Source organism: Bradyrhizobium sp. USDA 4341, from assembly GCF_054063755.1.
This window is the reverse complement of the sequence record NZ_JBSSGO010000002.1, coordinates 16,892-42,201: the sequence shown is the minus strand read 5'-3', so window position 1 is coordinate 42,201 and position 25,310 is coordinate 16,892. Positions and strand designations below refer to the sequence as shown.

Annotated in this window: 25 protein-coding genes and 1 pseudogene; 13 read left to right on the top strand and 13 right to left on the bottom strand. The window is 65.1% G+C overall.

Annotated features, from left to right (window positions below):
• From ACVIGB_RS05890 to ACVIGB_RS05855, 8 genes are all read right to left on the bottom strand, one after another.
• On the bottom strand, positions 1-888 hold the full coding sequence (locus ACVIGB_RS05890; RefSeq protein ID WP_456723420.1) for a YicC/YloC family endoribonuclease: 888 nt from the start codon (positions 886-888) through the stop codon (positions 1-3).
• 213 nt (positions 889-1,101) lie between these two features.
• The gene (mltG, locus tag ACVIGB_RS05885) at positions 1,102-2,361 is read right to left on the bottom strand and encodes an endolytic transglycosylase MltG (RefSeq protein ID WP_456723421.1); all 1,260 of its coding nucleotides are present in this window, start codon (positions 2,359-2,361) and stop codon (positions 1,102-1,104) included.
• A gap of 127 nt (positions 2,362-2,488) precedes the next feature.
• Positions 2,489-3,754 (bottom strand): beta-ketoacyl-ACP synthase II, encoded by a 1,266-nt coding sequence (gene fabF / locus ACVIGB_RS05880; RefSeq protein WP_342722365.1) that lies wholly within the window; start codon positions 3,752-3,754, stop codon positions 2,489-2,491.
• A 96-nt stretch (positions 3,755-3,850) separates the two neighbouring features.
• Positions 3,851-4,090 carry an acyl carrier protein gene (locus ACVIGB_RS05875; protein ID WP_002716125.1) on the bottom strand — a complete coding sequence of 80 codons (240 nt, stop codon included), beginning with the start codon at positions 4,088-4,090 and terminating at the stop codon, positions 3,851-3,853.
• A gap of 289 nt (positions 4,091-4,379) precedes the next feature.
• Positions 4,380-5,117: a 3-oxoacyl-[acyl-carrier-protein] reductase gene (gene fabG / locus ACVIGB_RS05870; RefSeq protein ID WP_456723422.1), complete on the bottom strand. Its 738-nt coding sequence runs from the start codon at positions 5,115-5,117 to the stop codon at positions 4,380-4,382.
• Positions 5,118-5,138: 21 nt separating this feature from the next.
• Positions 5,139-6,092, bottom strand: a complete 954-nt coding sequence (gene fabD / locus ACVIGB_RS05865; protein ID WP_173643192.1) for an ACP S-malonyltransferase — start codon at positions 6,090-6,092, stop codon at positions 5,139-5,141.
• Positions 6,093-6,300: 208 nt separating this feature from the next.
• Positions 6,301-7,326 (bottom strand): fatty acid desaturase family protein, encoded by a 1,026-nt coding sequence (locus ACVIGB_RS05860; protein WP_456723423.1) that lies wholly within the window; start codon positions 7,324-7,326, stop codon positions 6,301-6,303.
• Positions 7,323-8,033: a TetR/AcrR family transcriptional regulator C-terminal domain-containing protein gene (locus tag ACVIGB_RS05855; RefSeq protein WP_456723424.1), complete on the bottom strand. Its 711-nt coding sequence runs from the start codon at positions 8,031-8,033 to the stop codon at positions 7,323-7,325. The genes ACVIGB_RS05860 and ACVIGB_RS05855 overlap by 4 nt, the downstream gene beginning before the upstream one ends.
• A gap of 352 nt (positions 8,034-8,385) precedes the next feature.
• Here ACVIGB_RS05855 and rpsF point away from each other — a divergent pair, with 352 nt between their 5' ends.
• Positions 8,386-8,853 (top strand): 30S ribosomal protein S6, encoded by a 468-nt coding sequence (gene rpsF / locus ACVIGB_RS05850; RefSeq protein ID WP_092113431.1) that lies wholly within the window; start codon positions 8,386-8,388, stop codon positions 8,851-8,853.
• A 6-nt stretch (positions 8,854-8,859) separates the two neighbouring features.
• Positions 8,860-9,099, top strand: coding sequence for a 30S ribosomal protein S18 (gene rpsR, locus ACVIGB_RS05845; protein WP_016844287.1), 240 nt, complete (start codon positions 8,860-8,862; stop codon positions 9,097-9,099).
• A 233-nt stretch (positions 9,100-9,332) separates the two neighbouring features.
• Here the strand turns inward: rpsR and ACVIGB_RS05840 are convergent, their stop codons facing one another.
• Positions 9,333-9,944 (bottom strand): hypothetical protein, encoded by a 612-nt coding sequence (locus tag ACVIGB_RS05840; protein WP_456723425.1) that lies wholly within the window; start codon positions 9,942-9,944, stop codon positions 9,333-9,335.
• 440 nt (positions 9,945-10,384) lie between these two features.
• Between ACVIGB_RS05840 and ACVIGB_RS05835 the strand changes: the two genes are divergently transcribed.
• Entirely contained in the window at positions 10,385-11,353 is a 969-nt protein-coding gene (locus ACVIGB_RS05835) for a hypothetical protein (RefSeq protein WP_456723426.1), read from the top strand.
• A gap of 51 nt (positions 11,354-11,404) precedes the next feature.
• On the top strand, positions 11,405-12,007 hold the full coding sequence (gene rplI / locus ACVIGB_RS05830) for a 50S ribosomal protein L9 (RefSeq protein WP_092113426.1): 603 nt from the start codon (positions 11,405-11,407) through the stop codon (positions 12,005-12,007).
• Between the two features lie 48 nt (positions 12,008-12,055).
• Here the strand turns inward: rplI and ACVIGB_RS05825 are convergent.
• The 3 genes and pseudogenes from ACVIGB_RS05825 to ACVIGB_RS05815 form a co-directional block, all read right to left on the bottom strand.
• A pseudogene (locus ACVIGB_RS05825) lies at positions 12,056-12,518 on the bottom strand (PaaI family thioesterase).
• Positions 12,518-13,120, bottom strand: a complete 603-nt coding sequence (locus ACVIGB_RS05820; RefSeq protein WP_456723427.1) for a TetR/AcrR family transcriptional regulator — start codon at positions 13,118-13,120, stop codon at positions 12,518-12,520. The pseudogene ACVIGB_RS05825 and the gene ACVIGB_RS05820 overlap by 1 nt, the downstream one beginning before the upstream one ends.
• A gap of 93 nt (positions 13,121-13,213) precedes the next feature.
• A complete protein-coding gene (locus tag ACVIGB_RS05815) occupies positions 13,214-14,185 on the bottom strand; it encodes a hypothetical protein (RefSeq protein WP_456723428.1) in 972 nt (323 codons plus the stop codon).
• Positions 14,186-14,444: 259 nt separating this feature from the next.
• Here ACVIGB_RS05815 and ACVIGB_RS05810 point away from each other — a divergent pair, with 259 nt between their 5' ends.
• On the top strand, positions 14,445-15,698 hold the full coding sequence (locus tag ACVIGB_RS05810) for an SAM-dependent methyltransferase (RefSeq protein ID WP_092113418.1): 1,254 nt from the start codon (positions 14,445-14,447) through the stop codon (positions 15,696-15,698).
• Positions 15,699-15,718: 20 nt separating this feature from the next.
• On the opposite strand, the gene ACVIGB_RS05805 is transcribed toward ACVIGB_RS05810, so the two are convergent.
• Positions 15,719-16,039 (bottom strand): hypothetical protein, encoded by a 321-nt coding sequence (locus tag ACVIGB_RS05805; protein WP_456723429.1) that lies wholly within the window; start codon positions 16,037-16,039, stop codon positions 15,719-15,721.
• Between the two features lie 448 nt (positions 16,040-16,487).
• Between ACVIGB_RS05805 and ACVIGB_RS05800 the strand changes: the two genes are divergently transcribed.
• From ACVIGB_RS05800 to ACVIGB_RS05765, 8 genes are all read left to right on the top strand, one after another.
• On the top strand, positions 16,488-17,996 hold the full coding sequence (locus ACVIGB_RS05800; protein WP_092113417.1) for a replicative DNA helicase: 1,509 nt from the start codon (positions 16,488-16,490) through the stop codon (positions 17,994-17,996).
• Positions 17,997-18,044: 48 nt separating this feature from the next.
• The gene (alr, locus tag ACVIGB_RS05795) at positions 18,045-19,349 is read left to right on the top strand and encodes an alanine racemase (protein ID WP_456723431.1); all 1,305 of its coding nucleotides are present in this window, start codon (positions 18,045-18,047) and stop codon (positions 19,347-19,349) included.
• Positions 19,350-19,373: 24 nt separating this feature from the next.
• A complete protein-coding gene (locus tag ACVIGB_RS05790; protein ID WP_456725232.1) occupies positions 19,374-20,144 on the top strand; it encodes an exodeoxyribonuclease III in 771 nt (256 codons plus the stop codon).
• Positions 20,145-20,502: 358 nt separating this feature from the next.
• A complete protein-coding gene (locus ACVIGB_RS05785; RefSeq protein WP_456723432.1) occupies positions 20,503-21,306 on the top strand; it encodes an outer membrane protein in 804 nt (267 codons plus the stop codon).
• A gap of 125 nt (positions 21,307-21,431) precedes the next feature.
• The gene (locus tag ACVIGB_RS05780; RefSeq protein WP_456723433.1) at positions 21,432-22,151 is read left to right on the top strand and encodes a sulfite exporter TauE/SafE family protein; all 720 of its coding nucleotides are present in this window, start codon (positions 21,432-21,434) and stop codon (positions 22,149-22,151) included.
• A 99-nt stretch (positions 22,152-22,250) separates the two neighbouring features.
• Complete coding sequence (locus tag ACVIGB_RS05775) at positions 22,251-22,922, top strand: HAD family hydrolase (RefSeq protein WP_456723434.1); 672 nt, start codon at positions 22,251-22,253, stop codon at positions 22,920-22,922.
• A gap of 78 nt (positions 22,923-23,000) precedes the next feature.
• On the top strand, positions 23,001-24,482 hold the full coding sequence (gene radA, locus ACVIGB_RS05770; RefSeq protein ID WP_456723435.1) for a DNA repair protein RadA: 1,482 nt from the start codon (positions 23,001-23,003) through the stop codon (positions 24,480-24,482).
• 170 nt (positions 24,483-24,652) lie between these two features.
• Complete coding sequence (locus ACVIGB_RS05765; RefSeq protein ID WP_050406454.1) at positions 24,653-25,288, top strand: CvpA family protein; 636 nt, start codon at positions 24,653-24,655, stop codon at positions 25,286-25,288.
• Positions 25,289-25,310: the final 22 nt, after the last annotated feature.

Below are 25,310 nucleotides of genomic sequence, written 5' to 3'. Positions count from 1 at the left end.
TCACTCCAGATTCTGGACCTGTTCGCGGAATTGCTCGACCACGTTCTTCATTTCAAGCCCGGTATTGGTCAGCTCGACGTCGTTCGACTTCGAGCAGCAGGTGTTGACCTCGCGATTGAACTCCTGGGCGAGGAAGTCGAGCCGGCGCCCGACCGGTCCGCCCTTGCCGATCATCTCGCGCGCCTGGGCGATGTGCGAGGCGATGCGGTCGAGTTCCTCGCGGATATCGGCCTTGGTGGCGATCAGGATCGCCTCCTGGCTCAGCCGGTCGGCATCGAAGCGATCGGAGGTCTCCAGCAGCGCCGCGATCTGCTCGGCAAGCCGGGCCTTGATCGCCTCGGGCTTGCGGCCGGGAGCCGTCTCGGCGCGCTTGGCGAGCCGCTCGATCTCGTCCATGCGCTGCATCAGGATCTGGCCCAGCGCATCGCCCTCGCGGCGGCGCATCTCGACGAGGCTGCCGAGCGCCTGCTCGAAGGCCTTCGCCGCCGCCTCGCGCGCCGCCTTGTCCTCGTCCTCGTTGCTGTCAGGCTCGACCACCTCGATGACGCCCTTGATGCCGAGCAATCCGTCGATGCTCGGCGCCACCGCGTCGATCCGCTGCGCGAGTTCACCTGCGACCTTCACGACCGCGGCCAGCACGTCCTCATTGATCCGGATGGTCTGCGTCGCATCGGTGCGCTTGACGCTGAGGTTGGCGTAGACCGTGCCGCGCGACAGCAACTCGCCGGCCCGCTTCTTGGCGAGGGCTTCCAGTTCGTCCCAGCCCGGCGGCAGCCGCAATCGCAGGTCAAAGCCCTTGGCGTTGACCGACTTCAGCTCCCACTCGAACGTATAGGGACCGCTCGCGCCATGGCTTCGGGCAAAGCCGGTCATGCTCGATAGCGCCATCGCGTGAACTCTCCAACAGAAGGATATGGGACGCACCCGGAGACGACGAGACTCGCGGGCAGCCGGTGCAACCTTAAAACGGATTCCGTGAAAGTGGAATTACGTCCACCTTCGGGAAATGCAGAGCTACGGCATGGTCCGGAAAAGTGTGACGCGGATTTCCGAAAGACTATGCTCGAACAAGAAGCTAAAGCGCGATGATCGCATCGCGCTTTAGCGCTGCACAACGGGCGGCGAACTGGTCTGCTGGGCTGCGCCCTGGCGGCCGCTGCGCGGCGGTTTCTTCTGATTGGTGGGCTTCGGCGGCGTGGCCGCCGTAGGATTGGTGTCGGCCGCGCCGGGCGCCGCGGCGGCCGGCGCCGGATCATCCGCGGGCTCGACGGTGTCGTTCTGGATCTGCTTTTCCGACGCGCGCAGCTTGGCGACGTTCTTGGCGTGCTGGTCGTAGGTTTCGGTAAAGGCGTGGCCGCCGGTTCCGTCGGCAACGAAGAACAGGTCACGGGTGCGCGCCGGATTGGCGGTTGCCTCCAGCGAGGCGCGGCCGGGATTGGCGATCGGTCCCGGCGGCAGGCCGTCGATCACATAGGTGTTGTAGGGCGACGGCTGCGTGATCTCGCTGCGCTTGATCGGACGCCCCAGCGTTCCCTTGCCGCCCACCAATCCGTAGATGATGGTCGGGTCGGATTGCAGCTTCATTCTCTGCCGCAGGCGGTTGACGAACACGGCGGCGACACGGCTGCGCTCGTCGGCGCGGCCGGTTTCCTTCTCGACGATCGAGGCCAGCGTCACCAGCTGGTCCGGCGATTTCAGCGGCGAATCGGTGTTGCGGCGTTCCCAGATCTCGGCGAGCACGCGCTTCTGCGCCTGCTGCAGGCGCTGGATCACCTGGTCGCGCGTGGTGCCGCGCGGGAATTTGTAGGTCTCCGGCAACAGCGTGCCCTCGCGCGGAATCTCGCGCACCGAGCCGGTGAAGATGTCGTTGTCGGAGAGCCGCGTCACGATCTGCTCCGAGGTCAGACCTTCGGGAATGGTGATGGCGTGCTGCACCACCTTGCCGTCGACGATGGTGGCGATGACGTCGCGCAGGCTGGCATTCTTCTGGAACGAGTATTCGCCGGGCTTGAGATCGGAGCTCGCCTTCAGCGCAAACACGCTGCCGATGAAGACCCACGGATTGACGTTGATCACGCCCTCGCGCGACAGCACGTCGGCGATGTCACGCTTGCCCGCGCGCGCGGGGATGTTGACGATCTTGTCTTCCTGCAGCGGCCCCGGCGATTCCAGCGTCTGCTTGCCGTAGTAGTAGGTGGCGCCGGCGCCGATCATCAGGATGATCAGGATGGTGAAGATGGCATTGCCGACGATCACGAAAGGATTGCGGGCACGATCCGAGCGCTTGGGCGGCGGCGGAACCTGTTCGGGCTCCAGCGCGGCACGTGGACTCCTTGGTGAAATGGGCGGCCTCTCACTCATCGATGCAAACCAATATCCTGCCGGTTGAATCGTGGCCGGACAAACCCCTGCCCTGCCAATAGCATACGCCCGCTATTAGGAGTCACCGCGGAATACGGCAAAACGGTGGACTAGTTCTAAAGACCTACTAATTGGTCACGCGCTGCACGATCACGGAGGCGTTTGTGCCACCGAAACCGAAGGAATTGGACAGCGCCACATTCACGTCACGCTTGCGCGACGTATGCGGCACAAGATCGATCGCCGTTTGCACCGACGGATTGTCGAGATTGATGGTCGGCGGCACCACATTATCGCGAATCGCCAGCACCGCGAAGATCGCCTCGATCGCACCGGCCGCGCCGAGCAGATGTCCGGTCGCCGACTTGGTCGACGACATCGAAACCTTCGAAGCCGCATTGCCGAGCAGACGCTCGACCGCGCCGAGCTCGATCTCGTCGCCGACCTGCGTCGAGGTGCCGTGCGCGTTGATGTAGTCGAGATCGGATGCGACGAGGCCGGCGCGCTTCAACGCCATGCTCATGCTGCGGAAGCCGCCATTGCCGTCCGGCGGCGGCGAGGTGATGTGGAAGGCATCGCCCGACAGGCCGTAGCCGGTGACCTCGGCATAGATCTTCGCACCACGCTGTTTGGCGTGCTCGTATTCCTCGAGCACGAGGACGCCGGCACCCTCGCCCATCACGAAGCCGTCGCGATCCTTGTCGTAGGGCCGCGATGCCTTTTCCGGGGTGTCGTTGAAGCCGGTAGACAGCGCACGCGCCGCGCAGAAGCCTGCAATGCCGATGCGGGAGATCGGCGATTCGGCGCCGCCTGCGAGCATCACGTCGGCGTCGCCGAGCGCGATCAGCCGCGCTGCATCGCCGACGGCGTGCGCGCCGGTCGAGCACGCCGTGACGACCGAATGGTTGGGGCCCTTCAGGCCGTGCTCGATCGAGACGTAGCCGGACGCCAGATTGATCAGGCGGCCCGGAATGAAGAAGGGAGAGACCCTGCGCGGTCCACGTTCCTTGAGCAGCACCGCGGTCTCGGCAATGCCGGTGAGGCCGCCGATGCCGGAGCCGATCATCGTGCCGGTCGCGAACTGGTCCTCATCGGACTTCGGATGCCAGTTGGCGTCGTCGAGCGCCTGCCTGGCCGCGCACATCGCGTAGAGGATGAAGTCGTCGACCTTGCGCTGGTCCTTCGGCTCCATCCACTGATCGGGATTGAAGGTGCCGTTGGAGCCGTCGCCGCGCGGAATGTAGCAGGCGACCTGGCTCGGCAGGTCGGACACTTCGAACGTGTCGATCTTCTTGCCGCCGCTGTCTCCGGCGAGGATGCGCGTCCAAGTTGCGTCAACGCCGCAGCCGAGCGGTGTAAGCATGCCCAGCCCCGTGACGACAACTCGTCTCATTTCCACGTCTCCGGCCGGCAATGCGCGGCTAATAATAAGAAGCCGGGGGACCGCTCGAACACGGTCCGTCCGGCCCCGTCAACTTCGCGATCGGCGTCAGCTCTTCGCGTTCTTCTCAAGAAACTTGGTCGCGTCGCCCACGGTCAGAATCGTCTCCGCAGCGTCGTCGGGAATCTCGCAACCGAATTCTTCTTCGAAAGCCATCACGAGCTCGACCGTGTCGAGGCTGTCGGCGCCGAGGTCATCGATGAAGCTCGCGCTATCGACCACCTTCTCGGGTTCGACACCAAGGTGCTCGACCACAATCTTCTTAACCCGCTCGCCAATCTCACTCATCGTTCAACCTCGTTGTTCCATTGGACCCGACCCCAAGACGATACGAGCCATCGTGGTCGTCTCGATTACTCAGTCGCGCATAGTCTTGATTCGGCCCGGTCGTAGCCGACTAAAGCCCCGGCGAACGGCAGGCGTCGCCCCGCCAATATACAGGGTTTCAAAATCCTGCAATGGCGTTCTTTGCCCATCCATGGGGGGTTCAGCTATCATACTTCCCAAGCCTTGACTACACGCCTGAACCGGCTCCCGAAAACGGCTTTTCGCCGCATTGCGAGAGCCAGCAACCAGCTCAAATCATAGCCATGCCGCCGTTGACGTGAATCGTCTGTCCGGTGACGTAGGCGGCCTCGTTCGAGGCCAGATAGACCGCTGCCGCAGCGATATCCTCGGGCGTTCCGAGCCGCGCCGCAGGAACCTTCGCCAGGATGGTTTCGCGCTGCTTGTCGTTGAGCGCATCCGTCATCGGCGTCTTGATGAAGCCCGGGGCGATGCAGTTCGCGGTCACGCCGCGCTTGGCGTATTCGGCGCCGAGCGTCTTGATCAGGCCGATGATGCCGGCCTTCGACGCGGTGTAGTTGCCCTGCCCCGGATTGCCGGTGACGCCGACGATCGAGGTGATCGCGATGATGCGGCCGAAGCGCTTGCGCATCATCAATTTGGTCGCCGCGCGCGCCAGGCGGAATGTCGCGGTCAGGTTGACCGCAATCACGTCGTCCCAATCCTCGTCACGCAACTGCACGAACAGGTTGTCGCGGGTGATGCCGGCATTCGCAATCAGGATGTCGACCTGTCCCATCGCAGCTTCCGCCGCCGGCACCAGCGCCTCGACGTCATCCTTGCTGGAGAGATTGCACGGCAGCACATGAACGCGCGCGCCGAGCTTGGCCGCGAAGCCGTCCAGCACCTCGCGCCGTGTCCCCGAAATCGCGACCGTCGCGCCCTGCGCATGCAGCGCCTGCGCGATCGCGCCGCCGATGCCGCCGGTTGCGCCCGTCACGAGCGCCGTCTTGCCAGTCAGATCAAACATCGAATTCTCCTTCCGGCTGCATTAGGCCGAAGCTGCCAGCGCGTCCTTGGCTGCAGCGATATCGTTCGGGCCGCCGACGGACACGCCGACCGCGCCATCGGCGATGCGCTTGACGAGGCCGCTCAGCACCTTGCCGGCGCCGATCTCGAAGAACCGCGTCACGCCCTGGCCTGCCATATAGGCAACCGACTCGCGCCAGCGAACCGTCCCCGTGACCTGCTCGACCAGGCGCCGGCGGATCTCGTCGGGATCGGTGATTGCGGAAGCCAGCACGTTGGAGACCAGCGGCGCCGCGGGCGCCTTGATGGTGACACCGGCCAGCGCCTCTGCCATCGCATCGGCCGCCGGCTGCATCAGCTTGCAGTGGAACGGCGCCGACACCGGCAGCAGCATGGCCCGCTTGGCGCCCTTGGTCTTGGCGATCTCGACTGCGCGGTCGACGGCCGCCTTGTCGCCCGAGACCACCACCTGGCCGCCGCCATTGTCGTTGGCGGCCTGACAGACCTGGCCCTGCGCCGCCTCATTGGCGACCGCGACCGCCGCCTCGTAATCGAGGCCGAGCAGCGCGGCCATCGCACCGGCGCCGACCGGCACCGCCTTCTGCATCGCAAGCCCGCGGGTGCGCAGCAGCCGCGCGGTGTCGCTGACCGTCAGGCTGCCGGCGGCGGCAAGCGCCGAATATTCGCCGAGCGAGTGCCCGGCAACGAAGGCCGCGTTGCGGCCGACCGAGAAGCCGGCTTCGCTCTCGAGCACGCGCAACGTGGCGATCGAGACCGCCATCAGGGCCGGCTGGGCATTTTCGGTCAGCTGCAATGTCTCGCCCGGACCATCCCAGATGATCGCGGTCAGCTTCTCGCCCAGCGCGGAATCGACCTCGTCGAACACGGCCTTCGCGACCGGAAAGGCGTCGGCCAGGGCCTTGCCCATGCCAACCGCCTGCGAGCCCTGCCCGGGAAACGTGAATGCTGCCGTCATCGGCGCTCCCTACCTTGTTGAGCGTGATCCCCGCGCAAGCGCTGCGCACCTGCCGCAGGGGAAAACGGTATCCCGTCGCGCGAAACGCGCCACAGCGGGTCCGGACCCTGCCTTGCAACCGGCCTCGGACCGGGCCGTAAGACACTGATGGGGGGCGCGATGTCAAGCCGCGCGCGCGGAACCCTGGGGATGCCGGGGCCGGCTCGGCCTAGAATCCACCGGCATTCTGGTCGGCGTTAACCTCGGCGCCGGCCCTCGCCCGGCGGGCGCTGTTCACCAGTTGGCCCGGGCGGTCTTCCCGATTGGGCTTGGCGGTCGCCAGCCGCAGCACGGCGGCGTAGCCCGGCTGGACTTCCATCCGGTCGGCATAGCGGCTTCCGCTCAGGATGCGGTGGACGCGCGGCAGGTTGTAGCAGGGCACGTAGAACAGCAGATGATGCTCGAGGTGATAGTTCACGTAGTACGGCGCGATGAACAGCCGCTCGAGCACATTGGCCCGCGTGGTGCGGGTGTTGCGCAAGGGATCGGCGCTGTCGGGCACGACGGCATGTTCGGCGATGTTGCGGATCCGTGTGATCACCATCATCCAGGTCAGCAGCGGCACCAGCCACAACAGCGGATAGGCCCACCACACGCCCGCGGCGGCGAGCCCTGCGAACAGCAGCGCGTTGGCGACGCATTGCGGCCCGAGCTTCTGCCAGAAGTTGGCGGCGCGCCGCGATAGCGGCCACCCTTTCGGCCCGATCGCATTGAGCAGTTGCGCCTTGCGCTGCTGGTAGCCAGTCTGTCCGGTGATATCGCGGAGGAATTTCCGGCGGTAGCTCATCTTCGTGATCGGAAACGGCGCCGACAGAACCAGATCCGGATCATCCTCCTGCTGCGTCCGGGCGTGATGCTGCAGATGATAGCGGCGATAGCCGCGGGTTTCGGCGAAGATCGGATAGGCGCAGAACCACTGGCTCAGCGTCAGATTGGTCTTCTCGTTGGCCGAGAGACAGCCATGCGCACCGTCATGCATCAGGATGGCGAGCCCGAGCTGGCGCGAGCCGATGATCGCAACCGCAAGCAGATAGGTCAGCGGATTGGGCCACCACGCAACCAGCGCAATCGCGCCAAAGATCAGCGCCCAGGCGTGCACGATCAGGGCTGCGCCCTTCCAGGTCGTGCGTTGCCGGACGGCGACCAGTTCATCCTCGGTGAGGAAATCGCGGGCACGCATGCGTAGCGCGGTCATGAGCTGGTCTCCCCGTCCGTTGAGGGTGAATGATCGTGATCGCCGACCAGGCGCAGCCGCGATCCATCATTGGCCGACGTCGATGTCGCCTGCTCGCCGAGCGCGCGCAGCAATTCGCGGCACATCTCCTCGGCGCCGCGGCCCATCGCAAAACCCTCGACGATCACGCCGATCGCAATCGCCCAGAACCGCCGCGAACTCTCTTCGGGCGCGCGCAGCGAGCGCCAGCCGTGTCGTTCGACCTGGTCCGCATAGGCGCGCGCGCCTTCGCTGTGCAGACGCTCGATGGTGCGCTCGACCAGCGGTGCGAGGTCCTGCCGGCGCCGTGTCAGCGTCAGGGCCTCGGCGAAGAAGGCGACCGTGTCGGTCGCGGTCACGGTCTCGGCCAAGGCGTGGGTGTAATCCCGCGGCGTGTGGGCCTTCAGGGCGGCCTGCTCGGTCGCTCGCGCCAGGTAAAGCATGTCGCGGCTGGCGGCTTCGACGAACAGCGCCTCCTTGGTGCGGAAGTAATAGGTGATCTGGCTCGGAAAGGCGTCTGCCGCTGCGGCAATGTCGGAGATCGACGTGCCCGAGAGCCCGCGCTCCTTGAAGAGGCGGCTGGCGGCATCGAGCAACAGCGAGCGCATCTTGCGCCCCGCCGACCGCGTCGCGCGGACCGCGTGCTTCGGATCGGGCGCAGACATGCCGCTGGCGGTCTCCGAACCCATCGATCTTCCTCCCGTGAGATATTTGTATGACATACAAACAAAGAAATCAACCGGAAATCGTCGAAAGTTGCGCCAGGCGGCCCGAGGGGCTACGACCTCTCGCAAATCCGCAAGGCCGAGAACCCTCCGTGGACCCTTGCCTTCGCGGCCAAAATCCGTATAAAGCGCCCCATTCGTGGGCTCCGGCCGGGAGCTGAACGGACGGTCTCAGCAAATTCATCCGTTGATTTTGATGTGACAGGGCCAGTCGGCCCGTCGTCCCGTGCTCCCGCCTTCTGAGCAGCTCGAGTCCTTTCCGAAGGTCTCGAAGGGCTTGTCGCCGGAACCCGCGCCAACACAGGAAAGGACAACCATGCCTCTTTATGAGCATGTTTTTCTCGCGCGTCAGGATGCGAGCACCCAGCAGGTGGATGAACTGACGGCCCAGATGACGGGTATCGTCGAACAGGGCGGCGGTAAGGTCACCAAGACCGAGAGCTGGGGCGTGCGCTCCCTCACCTACCGCATGAACAAGAACCGCAAGGCGCATTTCGTGCTGATGAACATCGACGCACCGTCGGCTGTCGTCACCGAGATCGAGCGCCAGGAGCGGATCAGCGAAGACGTCATCCGCTATCTCACCGTGCGCGTCGAAGAGCACGAGGAAGGCCCGTCCGCGATGATGCGCAAGGCCGATCGTGACCGCGAGCGCGACGACCGTGGCGGCGGCTTCCGCGGCGACCGCGAAGGCGGTTTCCGTGGCGATCGCGATGGCGGCGGCTTCCGCGGCGATCGTGGCCCGCGCCGTCCGCGCGAAGAAGAAGCTGCGACCGAGGAGTAATGAATCATGGCTGATGCTGGTGCCCGCCGTCCGTTTTTCCGTCGTCGCAAGTCCTGCCCGTTCACGGGCGCGAATGCGCCGAAGATCGACTACAAGGATTCCAAGCTGCTGATGCGTTACGTCTCCGAGCGCGGCAAGATCGTGCCGAGCCGCATCACGGCCGTGTCCGCCAAGAAGCAGCGTGAGCTCGCCCGCGCCATCAAGCGCGCGCGCTTTCTCGGCCTGCTGCCCTACGTTATTCGCTAACCGTTTCCGGCCGGCGGCACGCGCCGCCGGCCGCTCATTCTCATAAGGCTTCCGGGTCGTCCGGTCGCCGATGGTTGGGGTTCTCGACAGAGTGCCTCTAACCGCTCGTTATTGCGAGCAGCTAAAAACGCTGCAATTTCAATCCACCGGCTTTCGTCTGTTCTCTTTCCGTGCCGGGGTTTTTCACCCATTTCTGGTACGAAATTGGTACGCTCTCCACCGTGACTAGTGCGTTACGGCGCCGGGATGTTGACGCTGAGCGCTTGCTTCACCAATGAACGGCTTGACGAGCTTATGCCAAAGCCGAGCGTGTCACGCAGCGGCGTCTGCTGAGTCCCTTGAAGCAGCGTCCTGTGCAGGGCGATAAAGAGTAAGCAGACCCCCTCGATGGTCCTCTTTTCGCGAGTTGACCACATCGATGCCTTAGCAGGATCGGTATTCCAAAGCAGAACATTCGAAACTGGGTCCGTCATTCGAAAGTTTGCTGCGGACGCGTGCACCGCTTTGGATAAGGTCGCATATTCCGCGCGCAAATGACCAAGCCCAGACACGTTCTCCGCAAGACCTGATAAACGGGGGTGCTTTTCGAAGTACTTAAGCAACTCCGTCAGACCGATGATGTATTTCCCGCTTCCCCAAAGCTCCAGTTCAACTGGGTGTTCGTTGTAATAAGCCGCGCAGAGTGCGTTCTCGATGCAACTTCTCAGTGCTTGCAATGACGCACGCCACGCTCCGACGGATGCATTGACATGCGAGACCAAGGCATCGTTGTGAGCCTCGAAAAGGAATGCCGCACTTGCCTTGCTGTAGTTTGGTACAACTAGGTGGGTCTTTAGAGCCTGCAAGGCACTGAGCCGCCGATAGCTTGCTTGGTAAGCGGAATTTTTTTCCAGCGTCTTCCAATTGCGAGCAGCCTGCTCAGTCCAGTCCTTGAAGAAGGCTGCGTGGTTTGCATCGATCTCGTTAGCTACCCGCAGGAAGTGCCCGGAAACTCAAGTGCTATCCCCATTGAACACTTGATTGATCGAAACCACTCGAATAAAAGCGCGCGCAACGGCTCCCAGGTTGGGGGCCGAAGTCTTTTCGGTTGGCGGCCAAGTTCCCTATACCACCTCTAACTAGCGGTCTCGCGAAGTAGTTGATGTAATTGGGTTTAATTGCAAGCCTCTAACCTTCATCCCGGCACGTATCTGGTACGAACTGGTACGGAAAAACCTCTAAGTAGTTGGTATCACAGCGAAATTCGCTAGTGTTATCTAACCGCTCGAAAGGAGCGGGACAGCTGATGATCGCGATCCTCATCGTTGCACTTGCCGCCGGCGCCGCGTCGGCGCTGATGTTCGCCTCGATCGTTTCGGGCGCGGCAATCTCGATATTGCTGTTCTATCTCGCGCCGCTGCCTCTGATGGTGACGGCGCTCGGCTGGGGCGCGCTCGCCGCCGCCATCGGCGGTATCGCTGCAGCGTCCGTGCTCGGCGCGCTCTTCGGACTCCCCTATTGCGTCGCGTTTGCGATGATGGTCGCGCTGCCCGGCTGGTGGCTAGGCCACCTCGCTCTGCTCGGACGACCGATCGCGGGCACAGCCGGCGATAGCGCGGCCCAGCTGCCGCCTGCGCTCGAATGGTATCCCGTCGGCCGTATCCTGCTCTGGATCGCGGCCTTCGCCGTTGTCACCACGACCGCCGCGCTGCTTACGCTCGGCACGGATACCGACACGATCACCGGCACGTTGCGGCGCGGCCTGCTCAAGATGCTCAGCGCCGGCGAAACGCAACCCGGCAGTGACATCGAACGGTTCGTCGACGCGTTGGTGATCTTCGCGCCGCTCGCGGCCACGGTCATCGCGATGGTCACGCTGACGCTGAACCTGTGGCTCGCCGGCAAGATCACACAAACCTCCGGGCGGCTGAACCGGCCGTGGCCGGAGTTCCGCAGCACCGCGCTCCCCGCCATGGCGCTGGTCGCGTTGTTGGTGGCGGTCGCCGTCAGCTTCGTCGGCGGCATGCTCGCGCTGCTGGCGCAGATCGTCACCACGGCGCTCGTGATCGCCTATGCGCTGGTCGGCTTCGCGGTGCTGCACACCCTGACGCTGTCGCTCGCCAATCGCGGCTTCTGGCTCGGCGGCATCTACGCCGTCGTCGTCATGTTCGGCTGGCCGATCGTCGCGATCTTCGCGCTCGGCATCGCGGACGCCGTGTTCGGCCTGCGCCAGCGCTATCTGCAAACCAGACCGCCGCCTTTACCTGCGGCCTGACATTCGATCCAACCACTCAACCCGATACTTAGCCTCTAAAGGAGAACGAAAATGGAAGTCATTCTGCTGGAACGCGTTGCCAAGCTTGGTCAGATGGGCGAAGTCGTGCGCGTCAAGGACGGGTTCGCCCGCAACTTCTTGCTGAAGCGCGGCAAGGCGCTGCGCGCCACCGATGCGAATCGCGCCAAGTATGACGGCATGAAGGCCGAGCTCGAGGCCAACAACATCAAGGCCAAGGGCGAAGCCACCGTGGTCGCCGAGAAGATCGACGGCCGCGACATCATCATTATCCGCCAGGCTTCCGAATCCGGCCAGCTGTTCGGCTCGGTCACGGTGCGCGACATCGTCGTTGCGCTGGCCGCCGACGGCATCACGGTTGCGCGTCCGCAGGTCTGGCTCGACTCGCCGATCAAGGTGATCGGCGCGCAGAAGGTGACTATCGCCGTCCACCCCGAGGTCGAGACCAGCGTCACCGTGACGGTCGCCCGTTCCGCCGAAGAGGCCGACCGGATCAAGCGCGGCGAGGACATCTCGACCCGTCAGGAAGACCAGGACGCTGCCGCCGAAGCGCTCGCCGCCGCCGGCGAATTCTTCGATCCGGAAGCCCAGCACGACGACGAGGCCGCGCCGGCTCCGGCTGCCGAAGAGAAGTAAGCTTCTCGCCATCGTCCACGCGACCAAACACGACGAAGCCCGGCCCCATCAGGCCGGGCTTTGGATTCGTGCCGCCGCCTGATCGTCGAGCATCGCGATCGACGCGAGCGCGGTTGCCGTGTGCTTCTCCTTGCCGTCGATGATGCAGAACACGTCGGCCGCGACGACGGCGACCTGGCGTCCGGGCTTGATCACGCGCGCGCGGCAGATCAGGCGATCGCCCGATGCCGGCGACAGCAGGTTCAGCTTGTACTCGGCCGTCAGCGCCGGCTGGCCACGCGACGTCGCCGCCGCAATCGTGGTGGCGTTGTCGACCAGGAACGCCGTCACCCCGCCGTGAAACAGGCCGTGCTGCTGCAACAGCTCAGGCCGGCGGTCGACCGCGAGCGTGCACGCGCCGCGCGACAGCTCGGCCACCTCAGCACCGACAAGATCCATAAAACCCTGACGGCCCGACATTGTCGCGAATCCGCGTCGCGATGGGCGCAAAGTCCGGATCGGTCTCGTTCATCACGTCCCTCCCGCTCGCTCCGGCGCACCTGGCGCCACCACCGCGCGGATCGCGCAGGCGATCAGCGTCTCGACCTGTTCGCGCGGGTCGCCGTGATGGCGGCCCGACAGATAGGCGCGGCAAAAGATCTGGGCCGGCCCGATGATCTGGCTGAAGAACAGTGTCGCGCTCATCGGCAGCAACTCGCCGCGCGCGAGCAGCGGCGCGCGCCAGCGCTCGATGCCGTCAGTGAGCCGCGAGTTCTCGGTGCGCTGCGCGCCGCGCACCTCCTCGCTCCATTCGCTGCGCGAAATCTCGAACAGGAAGCGCGCCTCGCGCCTGAAGGTCACGACCCAATCGAGATGGGCGCGGATCAGCCGCGCAACGCCCTCGCCGGCCCCGTGCGTATCGTTGACCGCGGTGATGATCGCGGCGTGGTAGGCCTGCAGGATCTCCAGGAACAGGGTTCCGGCGAGCTGCTTCTTCGAGGTGAAGAAATGGAAGAAGCTGCCGTTGGACGCACGGGCGCGGGAGCGGATCTCGGCCACCGTCGCGCCCTCGAACCCGTCGCGGTCGAACACCGCCAGTCCCGCCGCCAGGAGATCGTCGCGTGCCGTACTCACCCCTGTTCCCTTCCTGACTAGATCAATACTCTAGAGTTTTACTCTATTGGCAGTCAAATGATAACGCCGGACCTCACCGCCCGGCGTTGGCGATTACTTCGAGGTCGGCGCTTCCGGCGGACCGGAGCCCGGCGTCGTCGGGGGCGGCGGAGGCGGCGCGGCCGCGGTTACCGGCGGCGCGGCGGGCGCCGGTGCGGGCGATGCGGCAGCGGTCGGCTCGGGCGCAGGGGAAGCGGCGGGAGCCGCGGGCGTGACCTGCGGAACCGGGTCGGATCGCACGGCAGCCGGCTCGCTGTCCACATTGCCCTTGGGCGCATCGACCTTGGCGGTGTCGGGCTGGCTGGCTGGCTTCGCCGGCTTCTCGGCCTCACCCTTGTCTTCGCGCTTGATGGCGGTCTGGGATTTGGGCTCGTCGCCCGCCGCCTCGCCCTTGGGCGCCTCGTCGGACTTCGGCTCCTCGACCGGCTTGCCGCGACGGCCATGCTTCTGGCGCGACGGCCTGCCCTCACCGGCGGCCTGCGGGGTCTGGCCATCGTCCGGCTTGGCGCCATCCGGCGTCTCGCTCGGGCGCGCCATGCGCCGGCCGCGGTGGGCGGGACGTGCTTCGGGATTCAAACCTTCGACATCAGGCTTCGCGGCTTCCTTCGCACCTTCCTTGGCCCCTTCCTGCGGCGCGGCACCCTGGTGCTGCCGGCGAGACGGGCGCTCGGCCGGCTGCTCCGGAGACTGGTTTGCCTCCTGGCGGCCGTCCCGGCCCTTGGCCCCCCTGGGCTGATCCTTGGCCTGGTAGCGCGGGTCATTGGCGCCGTTCGAGATCAGATAGGACGCCAGCACGCCGGCCATGTCGCTCGACGTCGTGTAGTGCTGGCGCAGGAAGCCCGGCAGCGAGCCAGCCGGCACGGTCTTCAAGAGACCCCGCGGGCTCTTGTGGCAGGCCGTGCAGGTGTTGGCGAAGATCTGGGAGGGGCTTTTGCCGGCCTCGAGGTTTTGCGCTTGCGCTGATACGGCTGACAGGCAGCCAATCAGAAGCGTCACCGTCGCCAGACTGAGGGCTCGGCTCAACATTCCTTAAACTCTCCAGATTCCGGAAAAATCGCCGCCTGCGCCTCATGGTTCGGCCGCGGCGGTCACCTTTTAGCCGATTATCGCGCGAATGGAAGCGCGCGCGTGCCGCATCCACGCAATTGTCACATTTTGGAATATCGGCTTTGACCACAACGCAATAGCGCGATCCAATTCCCTGCCTATGTTTGGGTTGGGGACACATTGGAGTGATCAGCTCCGGTGGTGCCAGTGTGCAGCTTGCCGTTCCGTTGGTGCTTCGATGGACCGATTGTTGCGATATTTCTTGGGGCGCTTCATCCGCCGCGGCTCGATCACGTTCACGACCGCGAGCGGCGCGCAATTCAGCTGTGGTGACGGCACGGGCATTCCGGTCGCCGCACGGTTTATGACCAGGGCCGCAGAAGTGCGCGTTCTGGTCGATCCCGAGCTTTACCTCGGCGAAGCCTTCATGGACGGCACCTTCGTGGTGGAGCAAGGCACCATCGCCGATGTGCTGGCTGTTCTGATGGGCCAGGCGGCCATGTTGCCGAACTTTGCCAGGATGCAGGCCTGGGTTCGTTTCCTCGGGCGGCGCGCCCAGCAGCTCAATGTGCGCGGCCGGTCCCGGAGCAATGTCGCCCGCCATTACGACCTCGACGGCCGCCTCTATTCCCTCTTCCTCGATGCTGACAAGCAATACAGCTGCGCCTATTTCGAGACGCCGGACGCGACGCTGGACGACGCCCAGCTCGCCAAGAAGCGCCACCTCGCCGCAAAACTCCTGATCAAGCCCGGCGACCGCGTCCTCGACATCGGTTCCGGCTGGGGCGGACTGGGGCTCTATCTCGCCGAGATGAGCGGTGCCGACGTCACCGGCGTCACGCTGTCGACCGAGCAGCTGCAGATCGCCAACGCCCGGGCGGCGGAGAAGAACCTGGCGCATTCGGCCCGCTTCCTGCTGCAGGACTACCGCGACATCCCCGGCCCGTTCGACCGCATCGTCTCGGTCGGCATGTTCGAGCATGTCGGGGTCGCCTTTTACGAAACCTTCTTCAAGCGCTGCGCCGAGCTGCTGAGCGATGACGGCGTCATGCTGCTGCACTCTATCGGCCGCTCGACCGGTCCTGATGTCACCAGCCCCTGGATCCGGAAATATATCTTCCCCGGCGGCTACATTCCGGCGCTCTCCGAGGTCATGCCGGCGATCGAGAAGGCCGGATTGCTGATCTGCGACATGGAGATCCTGCGCCTGCACTATGCGGAGACCCTGAAGGCGTGGCGCGACCGCTTCATGGCGCGGCGCGAGGAGGCCGTGCGGCTCTACGACGAGACCTTTGCCCGGATGTGGGAATTCTATCTGGCGGCCTCGGAGATGTCGTTCCGGGTGCAGAACATGATGAACTTCCAGCTGCAGCTGACCAAGCGCCAGGGCGTCGTGCCGATGACCCGCGACTATATTGGGCGCGAGGAAGGCCGCCTCCGACTCAAGGAAGCCGGCGCCGCAAAACCCCGGCTGCAACTCGCCGGCGAATAGGTCTGAAAGAACCGGTATTGCTAGTTGCGCAGGCTAAAGGCCGAGCCGCAATGGGCGAAGGTCGGCGCCGGACGCGCCAGGTGAGCCGCGGCGGCCGAAATTAGGCTGATGTCGCAGGAAACGTTCCGGACCTCCGGACGCGCCGCCTGCTCCATGGCATCGACAAGCGACGCGAGCCAGCAGCGGTCGACGCCGCCTGCCCGGCCAAGCCTTGGTCGCACTGTCTGAAACCCTTGAGCCATCGTCACCGTATCTTCCCTGAGCGGAGACAACCCGGAATCCGCCGGGTCGTTCCCGCGAAGCCGCTGCAAAGAAAAAGCGGCAGATGTGATCTGCTTCACAGAGATCTGTTCCGGGCTGTCGTAGTGGTCCGGAATGACCCGAGAACCGCACCCGACGATGTTGGACCCGCAACGCGACCTCGTGACCGACTACGCCTTGATCGCAACCGGCGTGGCGGCCGCTTTGATCGCGCTGGCTTTCCTCATCCTGGTCTGAGGAACCGAGGCCAGCACCGACCTCGCAGCTGGTTGGGCGCGGCAGGCCGGAAAAAGGTTCAGGCCGTGCCGAATTTTTACCAACCACATCGCTGACCGGCCAGGCTCGGCCCGGTTTCGGGCAAAGCGCAGTCAAGCGGAATGCATCCCGCCATCCCGGATTCACACATTGCGTTGTGTGAATCGTGCATAAGAAACATCCGTCCTTTCGCTTCGTGCCGGGCTGGCGCTTGATCGCGGCCCCACAGCCGAAAATCTCAGTAACGACGAAATCAGAAGAATAAGCTCGTCCATGGCCTTGATTGATTCGAACGTTCACAAGCTCGCGCCCGACGCCGCGTCCCCGACCTATCGGAGCGCGCCGCACAACATCGAAGCGGAACAGGGGCTGCTGGGCGCGATACTGGTCAACAACGACGCCTTCTACCGGGTCTCCGATTTCCTGGAGGCGAAGCACTTCTTCGAAGCCATCCACCAGCAGATCTATGAAACGGCCGGCAGTCTGATCCGGATGGGCAAGGTCGCAAATCCCGTGACCTTGAAGACGTTCCTGCCTGCCGAGTTGGACCTCGGCGGCATGACGGTCAACCAATACCTCGCTCGACTCGCCGCCGAAGCGACCACCATCATCAACGCACAGGACTACGGGCGTACCGTCTATGATCTCAGCCTGCGCCGCAACCTGATCCAGATCGGCGAGGAGATCGTCAACGTCGCCTACGACGCACCGGTCGATTTTGCCCCGCGCGCGCAGATCGAGGACGCCGAACGGCAGCTCTACGGCCTCGCCGAAACCGGCCGCTACGATGGCGGCTTCCAACGCTTTGCCGATGCACTCACGGTCGCCGTCGACATGGCGGCGAAGGCGTTCCAGCGCGACGGCAAACTGTCCGGCATTTCGACCGGGCTGCGCGACCTCGACGCCAAGATGGGCGGATTGCAGCCAAGCGACCTGATCGTGCTCGCCGGCCGTCCCGGCATGGGCAAGACCTCGCTCGCCACCAACATCGCCTACAACATTGCCAGGGCCTATGTCCCCGAGGTGCAGGCCGACGGCACCACCAAGGCGGTGAACGGCGGCGCGGTCGGCTTCTTCTCCTGCGAAATGAGTGGCGAACAGCTCGCCACCCGTATTCTCGCCGAACGCACCGGCATTCCCTCCAGCCATATCCGGCGCGGCGGTATCACCGAGCTCGATTTCGAGAAGATCCGCGACTGCTCGATCGAGTTGCAGTCGCTGCCGTTCTACGTCGACGAAACCGGCGGTCTCTCGATCTCGCAGCTCACCGCGCGCGCCCGCCGCCTCAAGCGGCAGAAGGGTCTCGACCTGATCGTGATCGACTACATCCAGCTGTTGCAGGGCTCGGGCAAGCGCGGCAACGACAACCGCGTGCAGGAAATCACCGAGATCACTACCAATTTGAAGGCGCTGGCGAAGGAGCTCAACGTCCCCGTGATCGCGCTGTCGCAGCTCTCGCGTCAGGTCGAAAACCGCGACGACAAGCGGCCCCAGCTTTCGGACCTGCGCGAATCCGGCTCGATCGAGCAGGACGCCGACGTCGTGATGTTCGTGTACCGCGAGGAATACTATCTCGCGAACAAGGAACCACGGCCTGGCACCCCGGAGCACGCGACCTGGCAAGCCGAAATGGAGCGCGCGCTCGGCAAGGCCGAAGTCATCATCGGCAAGCAGCGCCACGGTCCGACCGGCACCGTCGAGCTGCACTTCGAAGCCAGTGTCACCCGGTTCGGCGATCTCGCATCGGACGGACTGGTCCCGGATCGCCCCCCCTCCTACTAACGTTGGGGCACAGTTGAAGGCCGCTGGTCCCGCTTGTACAACTGAGCCATGAACATCGTGACCGACGCGAAATCGCAGCTGACGCCCGAAGCCAGTTTGCTGGCGGCCCATCCGACCGCCACCGGCATCCTCACCGTCGACCTCGGCGCCATCATCGCCAACTGGCGCAAGCTCGAGAAGACCGCGGTCCCGGCGGAATGCGCCGCCGTGGTCAAGGCCAATGCCTATGGCTGCGGCGCAGAGCAGGTGTCGCGGGCGCTGGCCAAGGCCGGCTGCAAGACCTTCTTCGTCGCCACCGTCGAGGAGGCCGCCGTGGTGCGCGCGGCCGTTCCGCAGGCGACCGTGTATGCGCTCGGCGGCTTCTTCCAGCAGACCGGCGACGCCTACGCCAAGATCGACTGCAAGCCCGTGATCGGCGATCTCAACGAACTCGCCGAATGGGACGTGTTCTGCCGCCGCTCCGGTTGGTCCGGCGGCGCCGCCATCCATATCGACACCGGCATGAACCGGCTCGGGCTGACGGTCAGCGAAGCCCAAGGCATCATCCCGCGGATCAATGCCGGCGATCACGGCATCACGCTGGTGATGAGCCACCTCGTCTCCGCCGAACTGCTCAACAACCCCGCCAACGCCAGGCAGCTTGCGAGCTTCCGCGAGATCGCGAGCCTGTTCACCGGCGTGCCGGCCTCGCTCGCCAACTCCTCCGGCGTGTTTCTCGGCGCGCAATTCCAGTTCGAGATGGTGCGGCCGGGCTGCGCGCTCTATGGCGTCAACCCGACGCCGGAGGCCGACAACCCGATGCAGCAGGTGGTCGACCTCAAGGCGCGCATCGTGCAGATCCGTAACATCGATCGCGGCGAGACCGTCGGCTATGGCGGCACCTGGACCGCGCGCCGGCCGACCCGGCTTGCGATCGTCTCCGCGGGCTATGCCGACGGCTATTTCCGCGCCGCCAGCGCCAATGACGGCACCCGCGGCGCCGAGGTCGTGGTCGCCGGCAAGCGCTGCCCGATCGCCGGCCGCGTCTCGATGGATCTGATCGCGGTCGACGTCACCGACCTCGACAAGAATGCCGTGCGGCGCGGTCACATGGTGACGCTGATCGGCGAAGGCATCACGGTCGACGAGGTCGCGCATCATTTTGGCACCATCGGCTATGAGGTGCTGACCAGCCTCGGCCGCCGCTTCGTGCGCATCTACAAGGGTGGCGATGCCGTCGCCGCGACCAGCGACGCTGCGACTGAGAAGAGCGAGCCGGCCGCCACGCAAGCGGCGCCTCCGGCCTTGCCGACGGCAGCGGCCGCTGCTGCGCCGCCGCCATTGCCCGCCGAACCGACCTCGCCCTCCGCCTGACGCGATGGATCGTCGCGATTGCGCATGAAGATCGCGACCTTCAACATCAACAACGTCAACCGCCGGCTCCCCAACCTGCTGCGCTGGCTGAAATCGGCCAGGCCCGACGTCGTCAGCTTGCAGGAGTTGAAAGCCAGCGACGCCGAATTTCCCGCAGCCGCGCTCGAGAAGGCCGGCTACGGCGCGGTGTGGCAGGGACAGAAGACCTGGAACGGCGTCGCCATCCTCGCGCGCAACGCCGAGCCGGTCTTGATCCGCACCGCCCTGCCCGGCGACCGCGACGACCATGAGGCGCGCTACATCGAGGCCGCGGTACGCGGCATCGTCGTGACCAGCCTTTACCTTCCGAACGGCAATCCGCAGCCCGGCCCGAAATTCGACTACAAGCTGGCCTGGTTCAAGCGGCTGCGCGCCCACGCCGCCAAGCTGCTCAAGCAGGAGGTCCCCGTGGTGCTCGCCGGCGACTACAATGTCGCGCCGACGCCTCTCGACATCTATCCGACCCGCTCCTGGGACAAGGATGCGCTGATCCAGCCGAAGAGCCGCGCCGCGTTCAAGGCGCTGGTCGATCAGGGCTGGTGCGATGCGATCCGCACGCTGCATCCGGATCAACAGATGTTCACCTTCTGGGACTACAAGCGCCAGCGCTGGCCGCGCGATGCAGGCCTCCGGCTCGATCATCTCCTGCTCAGCCCTGACGTGGCGGCGCGGCTTCTGAAAGCCGGCGTCGACCGTGACGTTCGCGGCGAGGAAGGCGCCAGCGACCATGCGCCGGCGTGGGTGGTGTTGAGGTGATGGGCCGTTGTCACACCTCGTGACAATCAGCATTGGTGGTCGCGACGCGGATCGGATGATGCCGCACACACCACCGTCGTCCTGGCGAAAGCCAGGACCCATAACCACCGCATTTGATTGTGAACGGGATCGTGGCCCCAGCGTCGCGCAACGGCTGATGCTTGGGGTAATGGGTCCTGGCTTTCGCCAGGACGACGTCGAATTTGTTGCACGGCGTGCGAGTCAATCATCCGCATTCTCGCGGCACAGGAGCCTGCGGTACGAGCGAATGCGGCCGGATGTGGCGGACCGGGTACAGCCGGAGGTGGTGCAAATCGACTAGCCTGGCATCGATTTGATTCATGCATTGGGTCTGCCCATGAAGACATATTTCGTCGCCGCATCCACGCTCATGCTCGGCATTGCAAGCGCGTCCGCTGCCGACCTCGCCGCCCGCCCCTTTACCAAGGCGCCCGCGATCGTCGCCGCCACCACTGACTGGAGCGGCTTCTACCTCGGCGCCAATGGCGGCGGCGGCTGGAGCCGAAAGTGCTGGGACATCGTGCCCTTCGCCATCACCAATCCGACGCTCGGCGTCGTGAATTTCACCGGCCCGGAAGGTTGCCACACCGCCAGCGGCGCGACCGCCGGCGGCCAGATCGGTTATCGCTGGCAGCAGGCGGCCTGGGTGTTCGGCGTCGAAGCGCAGGGCAATTGGGCCGACCTCTCCGGCTCGAACTCGTCCATCGCCCCGTTGTTCGCAGGCTTCGCCAACCGCTCGAAGATCGATGCCATCGGCCTGTTCACCGGACAGGTCGGCTATTCCTGGGGTTCCTTCCTGCTCTACGCCAAGGGCGGCGCGGCCGTCGTGCGCGATCGCTACGAGAGCTTCATCACGCCGGCATTCGGACCGGGCGTACCGGTCGGCTTCATTGCCGACCGCGGCAGCGAGACGCGCTGGGGCGGCGCGATCGGCGCCGGCGCCGAATATGCGATCGCACACAACTGGTCGCTGGCAGTCGAATACGATCATCTGTTCATGGGGACCAACAACGTTCACATGGCCTACGATCCGGTGTTCATCGCCCAGCTCAACCATGACGAACGCATCCGCCAGGACGTCGACATGGTGACGGTGCGCGTCAACTACCGCTTCGGCGGCCCGGTCGTCGCGAAATACTGACGCGGCGCGCGACGACACGTCCCTGGTTCAAGGCGCTCTTGCGCCATCTCGAACCATGAGGTCACACTGAGCCTCCGCCTTCGAGGCACGCACCGGCGTGGCTCGGATCACGTCCCGGAGTGCGCGTGGGCTTCCTGTTCGTCCTCATCGTCGGCCTCGTCGCCGGCACCATCTCGGGCATCGTCGGCACCGGCTCGTCGATCATGCTGATGCCGGTGCTGGTCTATCAATACGGGCCGAAACAGGCGGTGCCGATCATGGCGGTCGCGGCCGTGATGGCCAATCTGTCGCGCATCCTGGCCTGGTGGCGCGAGGTCGACTGGCGCGCCTGCGTCGCCTACTCGGTCACCGGCATTCCGGCCGCCGCGCTCGGCGCGCGCACCCTGCTCGCTCTGCCCTCGCATGCGGTCGACGTGGCGATCGGCCTGTTCCTGATCGCAATGGTGCCGGTGCGGCACTGGCTGGCGCAGCACGAACTGAAGGCCAATCTCTGGCATCTCGCAATCGGTGGCGCCGTGATCGGCTATCTCACCGGCATCGTGGTCTCGACCGGCCCGCTCAGCGTGCCGCTGTTTTTGTTCTACGGCCTCAGCAAGGGCGCCTTCCTCGCCACCGAAGCGGCGAGCTCGCTCGGGCTCTATGTCAGCAAGTCGGTGACCTTCGAGCGGTTCGGCGCGCTGACACCGGACATCGCGCTGAAGGGCCTGATCGCGGGCGCCTCGCTGATGGCCGGCGCCTTCATAGCCAAACGCTTCGTGCTGCAAATGAAGCCGGAATCGTTTCGCCTGATCATGGACGGCATCATGCTGGCGGCAGGCGTGTCGCTGCTGCTCAATGCGTTCTGAGACGGGGCGAAGCACTGAGATAGTCTGCAACACAAAGTGTTGCCCGCTTGGCGGCCTCGCCCTGCTAGGACTTCGTCGTCTGCTTGGGGAGCTGCGATCGTGGGCGCGTTGATCTTCGACTTCGACGGCGTGATTGCCGACAGCGAGGCCATCGCCAACACCGTGCTGGCGAAGACCGTCAGCGACCTCGGACATCCGACCACGCTCGATCAGGCGCTCACCCGCTATTCCGGCAAACGCTGGGTCGACGTCGTCGCCGAGATCGAGGCCGCCATCGGAAGACCGCTGCCCACCGATTTCCTAAGCGCGTTCCACCGCGCCACGCTGGACCGGTTTCGCAGCGACCTCAAGGAAGTCAGCGGCGCCACCGACTTCATCCGAAAATTCTCCGGCATTCCCCGATGCATCGCCTCGTCCAGCTCGATGGACCGCCTGCAATTGTGCCTTTCGGTGCTCGGACTGGAAGCGGAATTCGACGGCCGCGTCTTCAGCGCCGACATGGTCGCGCGCGGCAAGCCGCATCCGGATATCTTCCTGCTTGCCGCCGAGAAGCTCGGCGCAAAGCCCAGCGAATGCCTGGTCATCGAGGACAGCGCCGGCGGCATCAAGGGAGCGGTCGCGGCCGGCATGAGCACGATCGGCCTGTGCGCCGCGAGCCATATCCGCGACAGTCACCACGCCGTGCTGCGCTCGGCGGGTGCGGTGCATCTGGCGAATTCGTGGCGCGAGGTCGAGCACATCGCCCGGCAATTCTTCCAGATGTCGAGGTGATCGATCGAGCATGTCGCTCGTGTCCGGCTTTCCGTGCTAAGCAGCCGTGCATCGTCGACCACGCGACTCACGTCATCCATGGCCAAATCAACCCTCTCCTTCGTCTGCCAGAACTGCGGCGCGGCGTATAATCGCTGGCAGGGCAAGTGCGATTCCTGCGGCGAGTGGAACACGCTGGCCGAGGAAGACACCACGGGCTCGGTGCCGGTCTCGATCCGCAGCAAGCGCAAGGGGCGGACGTTCGCGCTGGAATCGCTGTCCGGCAAAACCCAGGACGCGCCGCGGCTGTCGTCGGGCATGGCCGAACTCGACCGCGTCACCGGCGGCGGCTTCGTCCGTGGCTCGGTGCTGTTGGTCGGCGGCAATCCCGGCATCGGAAAATCCACGCTGCTGACCCAGGCCACCAGCATGATGGCGCGCGCCGGCCATCGCGCGGTCTATATCTCCGGCGAAGAGGCGGTCGCCCAGGTGCGGCTGCGCGCCGAGCGGCTCGGGCTCGCGGACGCGCCGGTACAGCTCGCCTCCGAAACCTCGGTCGAGGACATCGTCTCGACGCTGTCGGAAGGCGCGGTGCCGCGGCTGATCGTGATCGACTCGATCCAGACCATGTGGACCGACACGGTCGAGTCGGCGCCCGGCACGGTGACCCAGGTCCGCGCCTCGGCGCAGGCCCTCATTCGCTTCGCCAAGAAGACCGGGGCAACGATCATCCTGGTCGGGCACGTGACCAAGGACGGCCAGATCGCCGGCCCCCGCGTGGTCGAGCACATGGTCGATGCGGTGCTGTCGTTCGAGGGCGAAGGCTCGCAGCAGTTCCGTATCCTGCGCTCGGCGAAGAACCGCTTTGGCGCGACCGACGAGATCGGCGTGTTCGAGATGACCGGGCTCGGCCTGCGCGAGGTCACCAATCCCTCGGAATTGTTCCTCTCCGAACGCGAGCTCGGCAGTCCCGGTACCGCGGTGTTCGCCGGCATCGAGGGCACCCGCCCGGTGCTGGTCGAGTTGCAGGCGCTGGTGGCACCGACCTCGCTCGGCACGCCGCGCCGCGCCGTGGTCGGCTGGGATCCGAGCCGGCTGTCGATGGTGCTGGCGGTGCTGGAAGCGCATTGCGGCGTCAAATTGTCCGGACATGACGTCTATCTCAATGTCGCGGGCGGCCTGCGCATCCAGGAGCCGGCCGCGGACCTCGCGGCGGCGGCCGCGCTGGTCTCCTCGCTGGTGAATGCGCCGTTGCCGACGGACGCGGTCTATTTTGGCGAGATTTCGCTGTCCGGCGCGATCCGCCCGGTGGCGCAGACCCCCGCTCGGCTGAAAGAGGCCCTCAAGCTCGGCTTCGGCCGCGCCATCCTGCCCGAATCGGCCCGCGGCGATGGTGGCGGAGATAGCGGGCTCGCGCTGAACAGCGTCGGTAATCTGACCACGCTGGTCGCCGAAATTGCCGCGCGCGGGACGCCCCGAGGTGGCCGGGCCGTACCGAGGGACGACCAGGGCGGCTCCAGGGGCGCTGATGCGGCTGAGAAAAATGCCACACCGGCCCGATTCCGTCGCGAGACCAGCTAAAGCGGGCGTGACGTATCAGCCCCCCGCCGCTATACATCCGCCGCGCGGGACTGGTGGTGTTGCGGCCTTGCCGAATGCCCCCGATGCGCCTCAGTTAGGACGGCACCGACTTTGCCGATTCGCGAGCCCTTAACAGCGGACCAAAACGTACCAGCGGACCTGACCAGCCGATGCCCATAACGATACTTGATCTCGTCCTGCTCGGCGTGATGCTGATCTCGGGCCTGCTTGCCATGGTGCGCGGCTTCATGCGCGAGATCCTGTCGATCGCGGCCTGGGGCGCCGCAGCCCTGGTCACGCTGTATGCTTTCTCGAAGCTGCTGCCGACCGCCAAAACTTACTTCAATAACGACACGGTCGCGGCCGTGGTCGTGGTGGCCGGCGTGTTCATCGGTACGCTGATCGTGGTCTCGATCATCACGGTGCGGATCTCGGACATGATCCTGGATTCCCGGATCGGCGCGCTCGACCGCACCCTCGGCTTCCTGTTCGGGCTCGCCCGCGGCCTCCTGATCGTGGTCGTGGCGTTCATGTTCTTCACCTGGCTGGTTCCGGACAAGCAGCGGCCCGATTGGGTGACCGGCGCGAAATCGCGGGTGGTGCTGCAGGGAACCGGGGATTGGCTGATGGCGCTCTTGCCTGACGACCCCGAGAACACCATCTTAAAGAAGTTCAAGAAGAATAAGCCGGACGACGATTCTGCGGCTGATACCAACGATCAGGCGACGCCGGCGTCGGGCGATGGCTATAGCAAACCTGCGCGTGACAGCTTGAAAAAGCTGATCGAGAAACCCGCGGGCCGATAACTTATTTGGGCCCCTTACGAGA

Coding starts and splice junctions, on each gene's coding strand:
- ACVIGB_RS05810 (WP_092113418.1), top strand. CDS start 14,445: ATGGACCGATTGTTGCGATATTTCTTGGGGCGCTTCATCCGCCGCGGC.
- fabG (WP_456723422.1), bottom strand. CDS start 5,117: ATGTTTGATCTGACTGGCAAGACGGCGCTCGTGACGGGCGCAACCGGC.
- ACVIGB_RS05875 (WP_002716125.1), bottom strand. CDS start 4,090: ATGAGTGAGATTGGCGAGCGGGTTAAGAAGATTGTGGTCGAGCACCTT.
- rpsR (WP_016844287.1), top strand. CDS start 8,860: ATGGCTGATGCTGGTGCCCGCCGTCCGTTTTTCCGTCGTCGCAAGTCC.
- ACVIGB_RS05835 (WP_456723426.1), top strand. CDS start 10,385: ATGATCGCGATCCTCATCGTTGCACTTGCCGCCGGCGCCGCGTCGGCG.
- ACVIGB_RS05855 (WP_456723424.1), bottom strand. CDS start 8,033: ATGGGTTCGGAGACCGCCAGCGGCATGTCTGCGCCCGATCCGAAGCAC.
- mltG (WP_456723421.1), bottom strand. CDS start 2,361: ATGAGTGAGAGGCCGCCCATTTCACCAAGGAGTCCACGTGCCGCGCTG.
- fabF (WP_342722365.1), bottom strand. CDS start 3,754: ATGAGACGAGTTGTCGTCACGGGGCTGGGCATGCTTACACCGCTCGGC.
- radA (WP_456723435.1), top strand. CDS start 23,001: ATGGCCAAATCAACCCTCTCCTTCGTCTGCCAGAACTGCGGCGCGGCG.
- ACVIGB_RS05800 (WP_092113417.1), top strand. CDS start 16,488: ATGGCCTTGATTGATTCGAACGTTCACAAGCTCGCGCCCGACGCCGCG.
- ACVIGB_RS05815 (WP_456723428.1), bottom strand. CDS start 14,185: ATGTTGAGCCGAGCCCTCAGTCTGGCGACGGTGACGCTTCTGATTGGC.
- ACVIGB_RS05790 (WP_456725232.1), top strand. CDS start 19,374: ATGAAGATCGCGACCTTCAACATCAACAACGTCAACCGCCGGCTCCCC.
- fabD (WP_173643192.1), bottom strand. CDS start 6,092: ATGACGGCAGCATTCACGTTTCCCGGGCAGGGCTCGCAGGCGGTTGGC.
- ACVIGB_RS05785 (WP_456723432.1), top strand. CDS start 20,503: ATGAAGACATATTTCGTCGCCGCATCCACGCTCATGCTCGGCATTGCA.
- ACVIGB_RS05860 (WP_456723423.1), bottom strand. CDS start 7,326: ATGACCGCGCTACGCATGCGTGCCCGCGATTTCCTCACCGAGGATGAA.
- rpsF (WP_092113431.1), top strand. CDS start 8,386: ATGCCTCTTTATGAGCATGTTTTTCTCGCGCGTCAGGATGCGAGCACC.
- ACVIGB_RS05765 (WP_050406454.1), top strand. CDS start 24,653: ATGCCCATAACGATACTTGATCTCGTCCTGCTCGGCGTGATGCTGATC.
- rplI (WP_092113426.1), top strand. CDS start 11,405: ATGGAAGTCATTCTGCTGGAACGCGTTGCCAAGCTTGGTCAGATGGGC.
- ACVIGB_RS05890 (WP_456723420.1), bottom strand. CDS start 888: ATGGCGCTATCGAGCATGACCGGCTTTGCCCGAAGCCATGGCGCGAGC.
- alr (WP_456723431.1), top strand. CDS start 18,045: ATGAACATCGTGACCGACGCGAAATCGCAGCTGACGCCCGAAGCCAGT.